Below are 13119 nucleotides of genomic sequence, written 5' to 3'. Positions count from 1 at the left end.
GTCGATAAAACATGGTTCCTTTGCTGCTCGTTCTGCTTCTCGCGCTGGTGCTCTTCGGGGCCGGCTTCGCGCTCAAGGTCCTCTGGTGGGTCGCCGTCGCCGTCCTGGTGCTGTGGCTTCTCGGCTTCGTCATGCGTTCCACCACCGCCGGTGGTGGCAGGGGGCGCTGGTACCGATGGTGATCTGACCCAGCGCGCCTTCATCGCGGGGTTCGGCCGATACGTCGGCCGAACCCCGTGCCTGTGCGATCGGACCTGTCCCGCTTCGAGGCGAGGCTCACAGTCCGTCGGCGGCGTTCCGGGGTACTCGACGCCATGAAGGTCCCCAAGACGTCTATTGCCATTTGACAACAATGAACCCAGGCAACAAAGTAACCGTGTCGTACCGCACGGGGAAGGATTACGGAATGGTGCGGTGGGCGGAGACCGCTCCGCGTGCTGGCCGCCGGCGCTCGTGGGCGCCGGGGTGTCCGGCGGCGCAGGCCGCCGTTCAGGCCGTGCGGTCGCCGGGCTGCGCGTGTATCTGCAGCGCGGCCGCGTCGCAGAACGCCGCCAGTCCCTCCAGCAGTGCCGCTCGTTTGCCGACGGGCATGAGCCTCAGCACCGCCTGTAGCTCCTGCTCCCTGCGCGCGCGCAGCTCGTCGAGGAAGGTGCGGCCCCGGTTGCTGAGGTGCAGCCGGATCTCGCGCCGGTCGGCCTTGCCGATCACGCGCTCGACGAAGCCGGCTGCGACCAGACGGTCGCAGAGCCGGCTGGTGGCGGGTGGCGTGGAGGAGAGCGCGTCACACAGCGTGCGCAGGTTGATACCGTCCTGGTGTTCCAAGGTCAGCAGCACTCGCATCTGCGATGCCGACGCCGGCGCAGTGGAGGCTCGACCCCACAGGACTTCCAGCAACTCTCCAGCCGTCGCGGTCACTCGGGCGACCTCGACGGGTTCCGGGTGGGGGCGGAAGACGGCCACTGTCACACTCTCGCAGGCACTGGGACGGTCGCCAGCGTACTAGGCGGCCGCGGCGGCCAGAGATGGTTCGGACGGCTTGGCGCGGCTTGTCGAGCGGCCTCGTCGCGAGCGAGGCCGGTAAGTGTCGGCCGAAGGATTGGTGTGTTTTCCACCGTGAACAGATATGTGACCGCTGAACGGGCTCTGCGTACAGCGGCACCCCATGAGTTGCTCGGCGCTGTCCGTCGTGTGCTGGTTGAGCAGTACGGGGCGGAGTCCGTCGAGCTGTTGATGGCCGATTACGGTCTGACGGTGCTCCAGCCGGTGTCGGAGCCGCCGCACGCCGTGGAGCCGGTTTCCGTGCACAACAGCGTGGTGGGCCGTGCTTTCGGTGCCCAGGAACCCGTCGTCGATTCCGCCGCCCACGGTCGCGTGCGCGTGCACCTTCCGGTCAGCGTGCGCGGGGACCGACTGGGCGTGCTGTCCGTGACCCTGCCGGAGCAGGGCGGGGTTCAGGACCTGCTCGGTGAGCTCTGCGACATCGCGCAGGTGCTCGGGCACGAGGTGGTCGTGGCAGAGCGGGACACCGACATCTATCTGCAGGCACGGCGCAAGGACCGGCTCACGCTGGCCGCCGAGATGCAGTGGCAGTTGCTGCCCGGGCGCTCCTGTTCCCGCCCCGAGTACGAGCTGGGCGCGCAGTTGGAGCCGGCGTATGCGATCTTCGGTGACAACTTCGACTGGTCCGCGACCGCCGACCACCTGATGCTCTACGTCACCAATGGCATGGGAGAGGGCATAGAAGCCTCCCTGCTGACGAATCTGGCCATCAACGCGCTGCGCAACGCCCGGCGCGCCGGTCTCGCCCTCGACGACCAGGCGGCCCTGGCCGACCAGGCGGTGTACGCCCACTATCAGGGCCGGTGCTACCTGTCGGTGCTGATGTTCGACTTCGACCTTGCGACGGGCCGTGCCAAGGTCGTGGACGCCGGCTCCCCGCAGTTGTTGCGGCTGCGAGGCGGGACGGTGGAACGCGTCACCTTCGAGGCGCAGCTTCCGCTGGGCATGTTCGAGGAGACCGACTATGTGGCCCAGGAGTTCCGGGTCGAGCCCGGTGACCGCCTCGTCTTCGTCAGCGACGGGGTGTACGCGGTCGCCGACCGCAAGGGGGAGGCGTACGGCGACATCGCCCTCGCCCGGGCGATCCAGGTCACCCGGCTGCTGCCGGCCGCCGAGGTTCCGCGCGCCATCCTGCGGGAGTTGACCGGCCACCGCGGTCGCTCCCTTCCCGACGACGACGCACTCGTCGTCTGCCTCGACTGGCATGGAAGCTGACCTGGTCCTCGATCGCCGCTGCCACCCCCCAGTATGTGGCGATCCCGTGTTGTTTGTGTCCGGCCCTCGACGCTAACGTTTGCCATGCGGCAATAATCGCGTCTCGGGTGTGGTCGATCGGCGGCCCTGTACAGAGGAGACGATCAAGGTGTCGGAGCAAGAGGCGGTCGGATCGACGGCGCGCCGACTGGGAGCTTTCCTGGAACTCCGCCGGGAGCAGATTGCTCAGCGTTGGGCCGATGAGCCTCTCTTCGGGACGGTCTTCACCGTGTCGCGCGAAGAAGCTGTCGACGCGTGCAAGGCCATCGTCGACGCGTTGACCGACGTCGCCTCGTCCGGACGCCTGGAAGACATCGCCTCGCCCGGCTTCGACAGCGTGCGCGACCAGCTGGGGCGCATGTCCGGTACGCGGATCCGGGCGGGGTCGAGCGCGGCCCGGATCGCCGACGAGGTGGCCGCCCTGCGGTCGCCGGTCGCCGAACTGCTGCGGGCGGAGTTCTCCGATCCCACCACTCCTGAGGCGGCCGAGGGGTTGCTGGCGCTGACGGTCCTGATGGGCACTCTGCGGCTGGTGGTGATGCAGACGGCGCTGAGCTCGGGCGAGGAGCTGATCGAACGGCAGCGGCAGCAGTTGCTCGAGGTCGCCACCCCCGTCATCAGCCTGTGGGACGGCGTCGTCGCCGTACCGCTGATCGGCACGCTGGACAGCGCCCGCAGCCAGGTCGTCATGGAGTCCTTGCTGGAGGGCATCGTCGGCATGCGCGCCCGCTACGCCATCCTGGACATCACGGGTGTGCCCACGGTCGACTCGCTCGTCGCCCAACACCTGATGAAGACCGTGGCCGCCGCGCGGCTCATGGGTGCCGAGTGCATCGTCTCCGGCATCCGCCCGGCCATCGCACAGACCATCGTGCAACTCGGCATCGATCTCAGCTCCGTCCTCACCCGTGCCTCACTCGCCGACGCCCTGGCCTACGCCCTCAGCCGGCTGGGCATCGAGGTGTCTCCCCGTGAGAGCACGCGATGAGCTTTCCTTCCCAGGGTCCCGCGACCGTGGTGCCCGTCCTGGCGCTGCGGGAGACCCTGCTGGTCACCCTTCAGGGGGAGCTGCACGACGGTATGGCCGAGCAACTCCAGGAGGACATAAACAGCCGGATCGCCAGCAGTGGGGCGACCGGTGTGATCATCGACATCTCCGGTGTGGAGATCGTCGACTCCTTCCTGGGGCGGATCCTTGCCGAGATCGCGGCGAGCGCCAGTCTGCTGGCCGCCCGTACGGTCGTCGCCGGCATGCGTCCGGCTGTGGCGATCACTCTGGTCGAGCTGGGTCTCACCCTGCCGGGACTGACCACCGCCCTTGACGTCGATCGCGCACTGGAACTCCTCACTCGCGCGTCCACGCCGAGCGCCTCGGACGGACGCGAGAGGGGGACGTGATGCCGGCCTCCGACCCCGCCGTCGAAACAAGCCTGCCGATCGGCTCGGACGCGGACCTCGCGTGGGTCCGCCAGCACGTACGCCAGACCGCCGCCGACCTCGGCTTCGGGCTGGTGCAGCAGACGAAGCTGGTCACCGCCGCCAGCGAACTGGCCCGCAACACCCTGGTCCACGGCGGCGGCGGACACGTGGAAATCACGCCCCTCACCCGAGGCGTGACCCCGGGGCTTCGGCTGTCGTTCGTCGACAGTGGCCCCGGCATCCGCGATGTCGAGCTGGCCATGACCGACGGATACACCAGCGGGGGCGGTCTGGGACTCGGGCTCAGCGGCGCCAAACGCCTCGTCGACGAGTTCGAGATCGACACCGAGCCCGGCCAGGGCACGACCGTCACCGTCATCGCCTGGACCACGGGCGTACCCGCGGCACGGACGGGGTTGTGATGGCGCGCGTCTGGGACATTCCGGTTCACGACTCCACGCGCGTACGCGACGTCCGGGTAGCCGTCGAGGCGGCCGGCACCCATGTCCCTCTCGATCCGCACCGGACCGCGGTCGCCACCCTGGTCGCCACCGAACTGGCCACCAACCTGGTCAAGCACGCCAGGGGCGGCCGCGTCGTGATCGACCTCGTCGACCGGCCCGGGGCGGTCACGCGCACTCCCGGGGTGCAGGTGACAGCCATCGACTACGGGCCGGGCATCCGCGACGTCACCGCGGCCCTCCGCGACGGGTACAGCACGAGCGAGGCGTCGCTGGGCGCAGGCCTGGGTACCTGCATGCGGATATCCAGCGGCTTCGACCTGTACAGCACTCCCCGTGGCACCATCGCGGTCGCCCGGGTCGACCAGGAGCCCGCGACGCGCCCGGAACGGATGTGGAAGGGCCCGACGCCGGGGGGGATCAACGTACCGCTCGGCCGGGACGAGCACTCGGGAGACGCCTGGAGCTGCGCCCGGTCGGGCACCCGCCTGACCCTGATGCTCGCCGACGGCCTCGGCCACGGCACCAAGGCGGCGCACGCGTCCAGCGCCGCCGTCGACGAACTGCATCGCTCGGCACACCTGCCGCCGGAGGAGATCCTGCGCCATATGCACCCGGCCCTCCGGCACACCCGCGGCGCGGCAGTCGCCGTGGCACAAGTGGACACCGGCACCGGTGAACTGGCCTTCGCCGGCGTCGGCAACATCGGGGCCCGCCTGCACGCCGGCGACTCCTGGGGGCACCTGATCTCCCACCCCGGTATCGTCGGCGCCCAGTTCCCGGCGACCGTGCCCGTACGTCGCGTGCCCTGGGGGCAGGGCAGCCTGCTCGTTCTGCACAGCGACGGTTTGCCCAGTCGATGGGTACCGCCGACCGATCCCGAACTGCTCACCCATGACCCGGCGGTGGTCGCGGCGACCATCCTGCGTGATGCCAGCAGCGCCGCCAGCCCCGTGCGCGACGACACCAGCGTGGCCGTCCTGGCCCCCGACCCCAGGGACCGACGCCATGATCCCGCCTGACGTCCAGAAGATCACCACAGCCGCCGAGACCGCCCGGGCCCGGGCCTTCGCGGCGCACCTCGCAGCCTCCCTGGGCGCGCCGGAGGTCGAACGGGCGCGCTTCCTCACCGCACTCACCGCACAGTTGCGGAAGTGTCTCGGCCAAGGCGGGGCGGAACTCACCCTCACCGTCCAGCAACCGGGTCCGGACAGTTCCGTGCGTCTGGAGGCGGTCGTACGGCCGACCGCACCGGCCCCGGAACACGCCTCGCGGTGGCACCTCGCTCTCTCCTGCCCCGGCCCCGTGACACAGGACCCGCCTCTCCCGGCGCACCCGAACGACATCGTGTCGGCCGAAGCCCTGCTGGCAGCGGATGAGGAGACGGCGGCGGTTCTGCGGAGGCTGGACGAGTCGGAGAACCTGCTTCGGCTCCACCGTGAGGAACTGCACCAGACCAACCAGGGTGTGCTGGCCCTGCACGCCGAACTGGACGCCGCCGCGCTGACCCAACGGGAACTGCTCGACGCGGAACGGGCCGCGCGCGGCGAGGCGGAGAAGGCACGGCGCCTGCTGACCTTCCTTGCCAACGCCAGTGCGGTCGTCACCGCGTCGCTCGATCACGAGGACATCGTGCGCCGCCTCCCGGAACTCCTCATGCCGGAGTACGCGAGCCAGGTCGACGTGTGGCTCTTCGACGAGGACGAGCGGACAGCCGGCCATGGTGTCCACTCCGCCGCCGCGGTGACCGCCGCCCGCACCGACCGCCCCCAGCACGCCGGACCGCACCCGGGTGGCCTGCCCGGCACCGACGACTGCCCACCCTCCGCCCTGTCGCCGCATCGGCCTCTGCTGTGCATCCCCCTGGCCGTGCGCCGGACCCTGGGCGTGCTGACCCTCACGGCACCGGGTGACCGCTTCGATGCCGACACCAGCGTCATGCTGATCGAACTGGCCCGCCGTGTCGCCATCGCCCTGGACAACGCCCTGCGCTACGAGCAGCACCGGGACACCGCCGAAGAGCTCCAGCGCGCCCAGCTCACCGACCTGCCCGCCGCCGATGGCCTGCACCTGGCGGCCCGGTACCTGCCCGCCACCCGTGGCCTCAACATCGGCGGCGACTGGTACGACGCCTTCTTCCAGCCCGACGGCAGCCTGCTGACCGTCATAGGGGACGTCACGGGGCACGGGCTGCGCGCGGCCGTCATCATGGGCCAGCTGCGCACGGCACTGCGCGCCTACGCGGTCGAGGAGACCAGCCCCGCCCGGATCCTCACACGGCTGCACCGCATGCTCTGCCACCAGCAGCCCAACCTCTACGCCACCGCCACGATCGCCCGCTTCAGGCCCGGCGAGCCCCAGGCGACATGGGCCGCCGCCGGCCACCCGCCGGCGGTGGTCCGTGCCCCCGGCGGCGCCGTGCGGGTCCTGGACGAGAAGCCCGGGGTCATGCTGGGCGTGCCGATCCCCTTCGAGTACGAGGACCACACGACCGAGATCGAACCGGGCTCGACTCTGGTGCTCTACACCGACGGTCTGGTCGAACGGCGTGCTGAAGGGATCGACGTGGGTATCGGGTTGCTCGCCCAGACCCTGGCGGCACTGCACGAAACCGACCTCGCAAACCTGGACGCGTGCGCCGAGTCCCTCCTCAAACCCCTGGTGCACGAGTCCGAGCGCGACGACGACGTCTGCCTCCTGCTGTGCCGCACCACTCCGCTCCCGAATTCCTGAACTCCGCCGAACCAGCCGCGTCACCGGTTGCCAGGGGGCTCTCCCAAGGCGGGCGGCGCCCCGCTCCGGGCGGCGAGAAAGGCCTTCATTCCGCGGCTCAGCGCCGACCGCTCCGCCGGGTGCATGGCCGTCAACGCGGCAGTCAGTGCCTGTGCCCGGCGCGACGCCACCTCGTCCAGTACGCGGTGTCCCTGTGTGGTGAGGATCAGCCGGACCTCGCGGCGGTTCTGCGGGTGCAGGGATCGTTCCAGCATTCCGGCCGCCTCCAGCCGGTCACACAGCCTGCTCGCCGTGGGCAGCCCTATGTCCAGCCGCTCGGCCAAAGCGGTCAGGTTCAGTTCGGGTGCCGCCTGAAGCGTCCGCAGCGCCCGCAACTGGTGCAGGGACAGCCGCAAGGCCGCCTCCTGAGCGGCCAGCGACCACAGGTCGGTGAGACTCTCCACAGCGTTGGCGATCTCCAGGGCGACGGCGTCCGGGCCATCACCGGATCCCTCCACGCGGTCGTCGCCTGGGCCGTCGAGACGGGTCACGAACACATCGCTTTCACTCAGTTTCGGACGCTGTAGAGATAATCCTCATCCCAAAGAGATAATCCTCATTCAATCGCTGTACCCGAAGGCAAGGGGTGCAAGCCGGTGCTGGATCGATGGAGGGCCCGGGCTTCGCTCCATGGTAGGAGTGCCCCTGGCCGGGCCGGGTGACGGCTGTTTCGCGCAGCCCGCCGACGGGTTCACCGTAGAGTGAGCCCCCGGCGAATGAGCCAAGAGGCTACTCCACCGAGGGCTTCGACCAGCAGGTTCCCCTGCCGGACCGACGGGATCATCTGCCCGTCATTCCGTGCTGAGCATTCCTTCGCGCAGGCGCGTAAGGAGGCGCGTGATCAGTCGGGAGATCTGCATCTGGGAGACGTTCAGGCGTTCGCCGATCTGGGCCTGGGTGAGCTCCTCGACGAAGCGCCAATGGATTATTTTGCGATCGCGTTCGTCCAGTTCGGCGATCATCGGTGCGAGGGCGTGGAAGTCCTCGACCCGTTCCATGGCCTCGTCCTCACCGCCGATGAAGTCCGCGAGCACGGCCTCACCGTCTTCGCTGCCGCTGATCGCGGCGTCCAGGGACGCCGACTTGTAGCCGTTGGAGGCCAGTTGGGCCTCGACGACCTCGTCCTCCGGGAGACTCATCAGCTCGGACAGCTCCCTGACCGTCGGTGTCCGACCCAGTCGGGTGCACAGTTCCTCATTGGCACGCGCGAGCTGGACGCGGGCTTCCTGGAGCCGGCGCGGGACGTGCACGGCCCAGGAGGTGTCCCGGAAGAAGCGCTTGATCTCGCCGACGATGTAGGGGATGGCGAAGGAGGTGAACTCGACCTCACGCGACAGCTCGAAGCGGTCGATGGCCTTGATCAGACCGATCACGCCGACCTGGACGATGTCCTCCATCTCCTCCGGACCCCGGCTGCGGAACCGGCCGGCGGCGTAGCGGACGAGGGACATGTTCATCTCGATCAGCGTGTTGCGCGCGTACTGGTGCTCCGGTGTTCCCTCGTCAGAAGCCGCCATCCGGCCGAAGAACAGCTTCGACATCTGCCGTGCATCCTTCGGCGTGACCTTGGACGGGTCCGCGACCTCCGGAACCTCCACCATCGGCTCGGCAGTCTGCACGGTCGTCGCCGCCATCAAGCACCCCTCCCAGTCGCTCTGCGTCCGCTTGCCGGTCCATCGACCGGCAAGCACGCGCATACCCCGGCCGCCGACGGGCATTCGTCGAGCGCCGTCGATTCCCGCCCGGCTCTCCGTCTCTGCGTCGGCGGACAGCGAGCCGGAGCTCATGGCGGTCCTCAGCACTCGATGATGTTGACCGCCAGCCCGCCCCGCGCCGTCTCCTTGTACTTCACGGACATGTCCGCGCCCGTGTCCTTCATCGTCTTGATGACCTTGTCCAGGGACACCTTGTGGGAGCCGTCACCGCGCATCGCCATCCGGGCCGCGGTGACCGCCTTGACCGCGGCCATGCCGTTGCGCTCGATGCAGGGGATCTGGACCAGGCCGCCGACCGGGTCGCAGGTGAGACCGAGGTTGTGCTCCATGCCGATCTCGGCGGCGTTCTCGACCTGTTCGGGAGAGCCGCCCAGCACCTCCGCGAGCGCGCCCGCCGCCATCGAGCAGGCGGAGCCGACCTCGCCCTGGCAGCCGACCTCGGCGCCGGAGATGGACGCGTTCTCCTTGAAGAGCATGCCGATCGCGCCCGCGGCCAGCAGGAAACGGACCACCCCGTCCTCGTCCGCGCCCGGCACGAAGTTGAGGTAGTAGTGCAGGACCGCCGGGATGATGCCCGCGGCGCCGTTCGTCGGGGCGGTCACCACGCGGCCGCCCGCCGCGTTCTCCTCGTTCACGGCCATCGCGTAGAGCGTGATCCACTCCATGGCGTGCGCCAACGGGTCGCCCTCGGCGCGGAGCTGGCGTGCGGAGAGCGCCGCCCGGCGCCGCACCTTCAGACCGCCGGGCAGGATGCCCTCACGGGACATGCCGCGGGACACGCACGCCTGCATGACGCGCCAGATGTCGAGGAGCCCCGAGCGGATCTCGTCCTCGGTGCGCCAGGCCCGCTCGTTCTCCAGCATCAGGGCGGAGATGGAAAGGCCCGTCTCCTTCGTCAGGCGCAGCAGCTCGTCGCCCGTGCGGAAGGGGTACTTCAGCACCGTGTCGTCCAGCTTGATGCGGTCCTGGCCGACCGCGTCCTCGTCGACGACGAAGCCGCCGCCCACCGAGTAGTACGTCTTCGACAGCAGCTCCGTGCCCGAGGCGTCGAACGCCCACAGGGTCATGCCGTTCGCGTGGTACGGGAGTGCCTTGCGGCGGTGCAGTTTCAGGTCGTCGTCGAAGGAGAACGGGATCTCGTGCTCGTCGAGAAGCCGGATCCGGCCGGACGACTTGATCGCCGCCACCCGCTCGTCCGCCGTCTCCACGTCCACCGTCCGCGGCGAGGCGCCCTCCAGGCCGAGCAGCACCGCCTTGGGGGTGCCGTGGCCGTGGCCGGTCGCGCCGAGGGAGCCGTACAGCTCGGCACGGACGGACGCGACGGAGCCCAGCAGCTCCTCGCCCCGCAGACGCCGCGCGAACATGCGGGCCGCGCGCATCGGTCCCACCGTGTGGGAGCTCGACGGGCCTATGCCGATCGAGAACAGGTCGAAGACCGAGATGGCCACGGGAACTCCTCCGAAAAGGGTGGGGGCACACGTCGTCGGGTGCCCCCACCGGGGAACTACTTGTTCAGACCGGGGTACAGCGGGTGCTTGTCGGCGAGCGCCTCGACCCGGGCCTTGAGCGCCTCGACGTCGTACGACGGCTTCAGCGCCTTGGCGATGACGTCCGCGACCTCGGCGAAGTCCTCCGCGGTGAAGCCGCGGGTGGCCAGCGCCGGGGTGCCGATCCGCAGACCCGAGGTGACCATCGGCGGGCGCGGGTCGTTCGGGACGGCGTTGCGGTTGACCGTGATGCCGACCTCGTGGAGGCGGTCCTCGGCCTGCTGCCCGTCCAGCGCGGACTCGCGCAGGTCGACCAGGATCAGGTGCACATCCGTGCCGCCGGACAGCACGTTCACCCCGGCCTCACGGGCGTCCGCCGCCGTCAGCCGCTCGGCCAGGATGCGCGCCCCCTCCACCGTACGCCGCTGCCGCTCCTTGAACTCCTCGCTCGCGGCGACCTTGAAGGAGACCGCCTTCGCCGCGATCACATGCTCCAGCGGACCGCCCTGGAAGCCCGGGAAGACCGAGGAGTTCAGCTTCTTCGCGAAGTCCTGCTTGGCGAGGATGATGCCGCCGCGCGGGCCGCCCAGCGTCTTGTGCGTGGTGGAGGTGACGACGTCGGCGTACGGCACCGGGTTGGGGTGCAGCCCGGCCGCGACCAGGCCCGCGAAGTGCGCCATGTCGACCCACAGGTACGCCTCGACCTCGTCGGCGATCCGGCGGAACTCGGCGAAGTCCAGCTGCCGCGGATACGCCGACCAGCCCGCGATGATCACCTTCGGGCGGTGCTCCTTGGCCAGCTTCTCCAGCTCGGCCATGTCGACGAGCCCGGTCGCCGGGTCCACGTGGTAGGCGACGACCTGGAACTGCTTGCCGGAGAAGTTCAGCCGCATCCCGTGGGTGAGGTGGCCGCCGTGCGCCAGGTCCAGGCCCAGGATGGTGTCGCCGGGCTGGGCCAGCGCGAACAGCGCGGCCTGGTTGGCGGAGGCACCCGAGTGCGGCTGCACGTTGGCGTACTCGGCGCCGAACAGCTCCTTGACCCGGTCGATGGCGATCTGCTCGGCGACGTCCACGTGCTCGCAGCCGCCGTAGTAGCGCCGTCCCGGATAGCCCTCGGCGTACTTGTTGGTCAGGACCGAGCCCTGGGCCTCCATCACCGCCAGCGGCGCGAAGTTCTCCGAGGCGATCATCTCGAGCGTCGACTGCTGGCGGTGCAGCTCGGCGTCGACCGCGGCGGCGATGTCCGGGTCGAGCTCGTGCAGGGGCGTGTTCAGTACGGACATGCGTCTACGGCTCCTCAGCCGGCGTTCTGGGCGGTGTACTCGTCGGCGGAGAGCAGATCGGCCGGCTCCTGGGTGACACGGACCTTGAAGAGCCAACCGCCCTCGAAGGGGGCCGAGTTGACCAGGGACGGGTCGTTCACCACGTCCTCGTTGATCTCGGTGACCTCACCGGTGACGGGGGAGTACAGGTCGCTGACCGACTTGGTCGACTCCAGCTCGCCGCAGGTCTCGCCCGCGGTCACGGCGGAGCCCACCTCGGGAAGCTGGGCGTACACGACATCGCCGAGCGCGTTGGCCGCGAACTCCGTGATGCCGACCGTCGAGACGCCGTCCTCGGCGGCCGACAGCCACTCGTGCTCCTTGCTGTAACGCAGCTGCTGGGGGTTGCTCATGGCCTGGATTCTCCTGTACGCGGTGGAGTGGTGATGAATGGGGGAGTGCTGAAAACGCGTGTGAGCAGCGAAAATGTGCGCGGGGTCACGTCCGGGGACGGCGCCCCCTCGCCCAGTCTCGGTCAGTGTCTACTTCTGCCGCTTGTAGAACGGCAGCGCCACGACCTCGTACGGCTCGTGACTGCCCCGGATGTCCACGCCGACACCCGCGGTACCCGGCGCCGAGTGCGCGGCGTCCACGTACGCCATCGCGATCGGCTTGCCCAGCGTGGGGGAGGGGGCGCCGGAGGTGACCTCGCCGATCACCTCGCCGCCCGCGACGACGGCGTACCCGGCGCGCGGGACCCGACGGCCCTCGGCGACCAGGCCGACGAGGACGCGCGGCGGGTTCTCCGCAGCCCTGGCGGCCGCCTCCTGGAGCGCCTCGCGCCCCACGAAGTCGCCCTCCTTCTCGAACTTCACCACCCGGCCGAGCCCGGCGTCGAACGGCGTGAGCGAGGTGGACAGTTCATGCCCGTACAGCGGCATGCCCGCCTCCAGGCGCAGCGTGTCGCGGCAGGACAGTCCGCAGGGCACCAGCCCGACGGGCGCTCCCGCCTCGGTCAGCGCCTGCCACAGCTTCTCCGCGTCACCGGGGGCGACGAACAGCTCGAAGCCGTCCTCACCGGTGTAGCCGGTGCGCGCGATGAGGGCGGGGACGCCGGCGACGGTGCCGGGCAGGCCGGCGTAGTACTTGAGGCCGTCGAGGTCGGCGTCGGTGAGCGACTTCAGGATGCCGGGGGACTCGGGGCCCTGCACGGCGATCAGCGCGTAGTTGTCCCGGTCGTCGCGCACCTCGGCGTCGAAGCCGGCCGAACGCTCCACCAGCGCGTCCAGCACCACCTGGGCGTTGGAGGCGTTGGCGACGACCAAGTATTCGGTCTCCGCGAGCCGGTAGACGATCAGGTCGTCGAGGATGCCGCCGTCGGCCCGGCAGATCATGGTGTAGCGGGCGCGGCCGACGCCGACGGAGGCGATGTTGCCGACCAGGGCGAAGTTCAGGAGCTGGGCGGCCTGCGGGCCGGTGACGGTGATCTCGCCCATGTGGGAGAGGTCGAAGAGTCCGGCCTTCGTGCGTACGGCGAGGTGCTCGTCGCGCTCGGAGCCGTAGCGCAGGGGCATGTCCCAGCCGGCGAAGTCGGTCATCGTCGCACCGAGCGAGCGATGCAGGGCATCGAGCGCGGTGTGACGGGGTGCGGTGCTGCTCATCGGACGGTCGTCTCCCAGGGCGAATGCAG

Annotated in this window: 14 protein-coding genes; 7 read left to right on the top strand and 7 right to left on the bottom strand. The window is 69.8% G+C overall.

Features of this window, described 5'->3' with window-relative positions; translation table 11 throughout:
- The first annotated feature begins 11 nt into the window (after positions 1-11).
- Positions 12-182: a hydrophobic protein gene (locus ABT254_RS28190; RefSeq protein ID WP_351475696.1), complete on the top strand. Its 171-nt coding sequence runs from the start codon at positions 12-14 to the stop codon at positions 180-182.
- Between the two features lie 307 nt (positions 183-489).
- Here the strand turns inward: ABT254_RS28190 and ABT254_RS28185 are convergent, their stop codons facing one another.
- The gene (locus ABT254_RS28185) at positions 490-966 is read right to left on the bottom strand and encodes a MarR family winged helix-turn-helix transcriptional regulator (RefSeq protein ID WP_351475693.1); all 477 of its coding nucleotides are present in this window, start codon (positions 964-966) and stop codon (positions 490-492) included.
- Between the two features lie 147 nt (positions 967-1113).
- Here ABT254_RS28185 and ABT254_RS28180 point away from each other — a divergent pair, with 147 nt between their 5' ends.
- From ABT254_RS28180 to ABT254_RS28155, 6 genes are all read left to right on the top strand, one after another.
- Positions 1114-2274 carry a PP2C family protein-serine/threonine phosphatase gene (locus ABT254_RS28180; protein WP_351475691.1) on the top strand — a complete coding sequence of 387 codons (1161 nt, stop codon included), beginning with the start codon at positions 1114-1116 and terminating at the stop codon, positions 2272-2274.
- A 142-nt stretch (positions 2275-2416) separates the two neighbouring features.
- Positions 2417-3301 carry an STAS domain-containing protein gene (locus ABT254_RS28175; RefSeq protein ID WP_351475809.1) on the top strand — a complete coding sequence of 295 codons (885 nt, stop codon included), beginning with the start codon at positions 2417-2419 and terminating at the stop codon, positions 3299-3301.
- On the top strand, positions 3298-3711 hold the full coding sequence (locus tag ABT254_RS28170; RefSeq protein WP_351475688.1) for an STAS domain-containing protein: 414 nt from the start codon (positions 3298-3300) through the stop codon (positions 3709-3711). Before ABT254_RS28175 ends, ABT254_RS28170 begins: the two co-directional genes overlap by 4 nt.
- Entirely contained in the window at positions 3711-4154 is a 444-nt protein-coding gene (locus ABT254_RS28165; RefSeq protein ID WP_351475686.1) for an anti-sigma regulatory factor, read from the top strand. Before ABT254_RS28170 ends, ABT254_RS28165 begins: the two co-directional genes overlap by 1 nt.
- Positions 4154-5215, top strand: coding sequence for a SpoIIE family protein phosphatase (locus tag ABT254_RS28160; RefSeq protein ID WP_351475684.1), 1062 nt, complete (start codon positions 4154-4156; stop codon positions 5213-5215). Before ABT254_RS28165 ends, ABT254_RS28160 begins: the two co-directional genes overlap by 1 nt.
- Positions 5202-6926, top strand: a complete 1725-nt coding sequence (locus tag ABT254_RS28155; RefSeq protein ID WP_351475682.1) for a PP2C family protein-serine/threonine phosphatase — start codon at positions 5202-5204, stop codon at positions 6924-6926. Before ABT254_RS28160 ends, ABT254_RS28155 begins: the two co-directional genes overlap by 14 nt.
- A gap of 20 nt (positions 6927-6946) precedes the next feature.
- On the opposite strand, the gene ABT254_RS28150 is transcribed toward ABT254_RS28155, so the two are convergent.
- From ABT254_RS28150 to gcvT, 6 genes are all read right to left on the bottom strand, one after another.
- Entirely contained in the window at positions 6947-7456 is a 510-nt protein-coding gene (locus ABT254_RS28150) for a MarR family winged helix-turn-helix transcriptional regulator (protein WP_351475679.1), read from the bottom strand.
- A 300-nt stretch (positions 7457-7756) separates the two neighbouring features.
- Positions 7757-8599: an RNA polymerase sigma factor SigF gene (locus ABT254_RS28145; protein ID WP_351475676.1), complete on the bottom strand. Its 843-nt coding sequence runs from the start codon at positions 8597-8599 to the stop codon at positions 7757-7759.
- Between the two features lie 161 nt (positions 8600-8760).
- On the bottom strand, positions 8761-10128 hold the full coding sequence (locus tag ABT254_RS28140; RefSeq protein WP_351475673.1) for an L-serine ammonia-lyase: 1368 nt from the start codon (positions 10126-10128) through the stop codon (positions 8761-8763).
- A 56-nt stretch (positions 10129-10184) separates the two neighbouring features.
- On the bottom strand, positions 10185-11450 hold the full coding sequence (glyA, locus tag ABT254_RS28135; RefSeq protein WP_351475670.1) for a serine hydroxymethyltransferase: 1266 nt from the start codon (positions 11448-11450) through the stop codon (positions 10185-10187).
- Between the two features lie 14 nt (positions 11451-11464).
- On the bottom strand, positions 11465-11842 hold the full coding sequence (gene gcvH / locus ABT254_RS28130; RefSeq protein WP_351475667.1) for a glycine cleavage system protein GcvH: 378 nt from the start codon (positions 11840-11842) through the stop codon (positions 11465-11467).
- Between the two features lie 129 nt (positions 11843-11971).
- Complete coding sequence (gene gcvT, locus ABT254_RS28125) at positions 11972-13090, bottom strand: glycine cleavage system aminomethyltransferase GcvT (RefSeq protein ID WP_351475664.1); 1119 nt, start codon at positions 13088-13090, stop codon at positions 11972-11974.
- Positions 13091-13119 lie beyond the last annotated feature (29 nt).

The organism is Streptomyces sp. NPDC001137 (assembly GCF_040298885.1).
Lineage (GTDB): Bacteria > Actinomycetota > Actinomycetes > Streptomycetales > Streptomycetaceae > Streptomyces.
Note: the sequence above shows the minus strand (reverse complement) of the source record. Positions and strands in the feature narration are given on the sequence as shown.

What these genes read in the sequence shown, in the direction of transcription:
- ABT254_RS28190 (WP_351475696.1), top strand. Translation starts at nt 12, where the DNA reads ATGGTTCCTTTGCTGCTCGTTCTGCTTCTCGCGCTGGTGCTCTTCGGG.
- ABT254_RS28170 (WP_351475688.1), top strand. Translation starts at nt 3,298, where the DNA reads ATGAGCTTTCCTTCCCAGGGTCCCGCGACCGTGGTGCCCGTCCTGGCG.
- ABT254_RS28165 (WP_351475686.1), top strand. Translation starts at nt 3,711, where the DNA reads ATGCCGGCCTCCGACCCCGCCGTCGAAACAAGCCTGCCGATCGGCTCG.
- ABT254_RS28160 (WP_351475684.1), top strand. Translation starts at nt 4,154, where the DNA reads ATGGCGCGCGTCTGGGACATTCCGGTTCACGACTCCACGCGCGTACGC.
- ABT254_RS28155 (WP_351475682.1), top strand. Translation starts at nt 5,202, where the DNA reads ATGATCCCGCCTGACGTCCAGAAGATCACCACAGCCGCCGAGACCGCC.
- ABT254_RS28145 (WP_351475676.1), bottom strand. Translation starts at nt 8,599, where the DNA reads ATGGCGGCGACGACCGTGCAGACTGCCGAGCCGATGGTGGAGGTTCCG.
- glyA (WP_351475670.1), bottom strand. Translation starts at nt 11,450, where the DNA reads ATGTCCGTACTGAACACGCCCCTGCACGAGCTCGACCCGGACATCGCC.
- gcvH (WP_351475667.1), bottom strand. Translation starts at nt 11,842, where the DNA reads ATGAGCAACCCCCAGCAGCTGCGTTACAGCAAGGAGCACGAGTGGCTG.
- gcvT (WP_351475664.1), bottom strand. Translation starts at nt 13,090, where the DNA reads ATGAGCAGCACCGCACCCCGTCACACCGCGCTCGATGCCCTGCATCGC.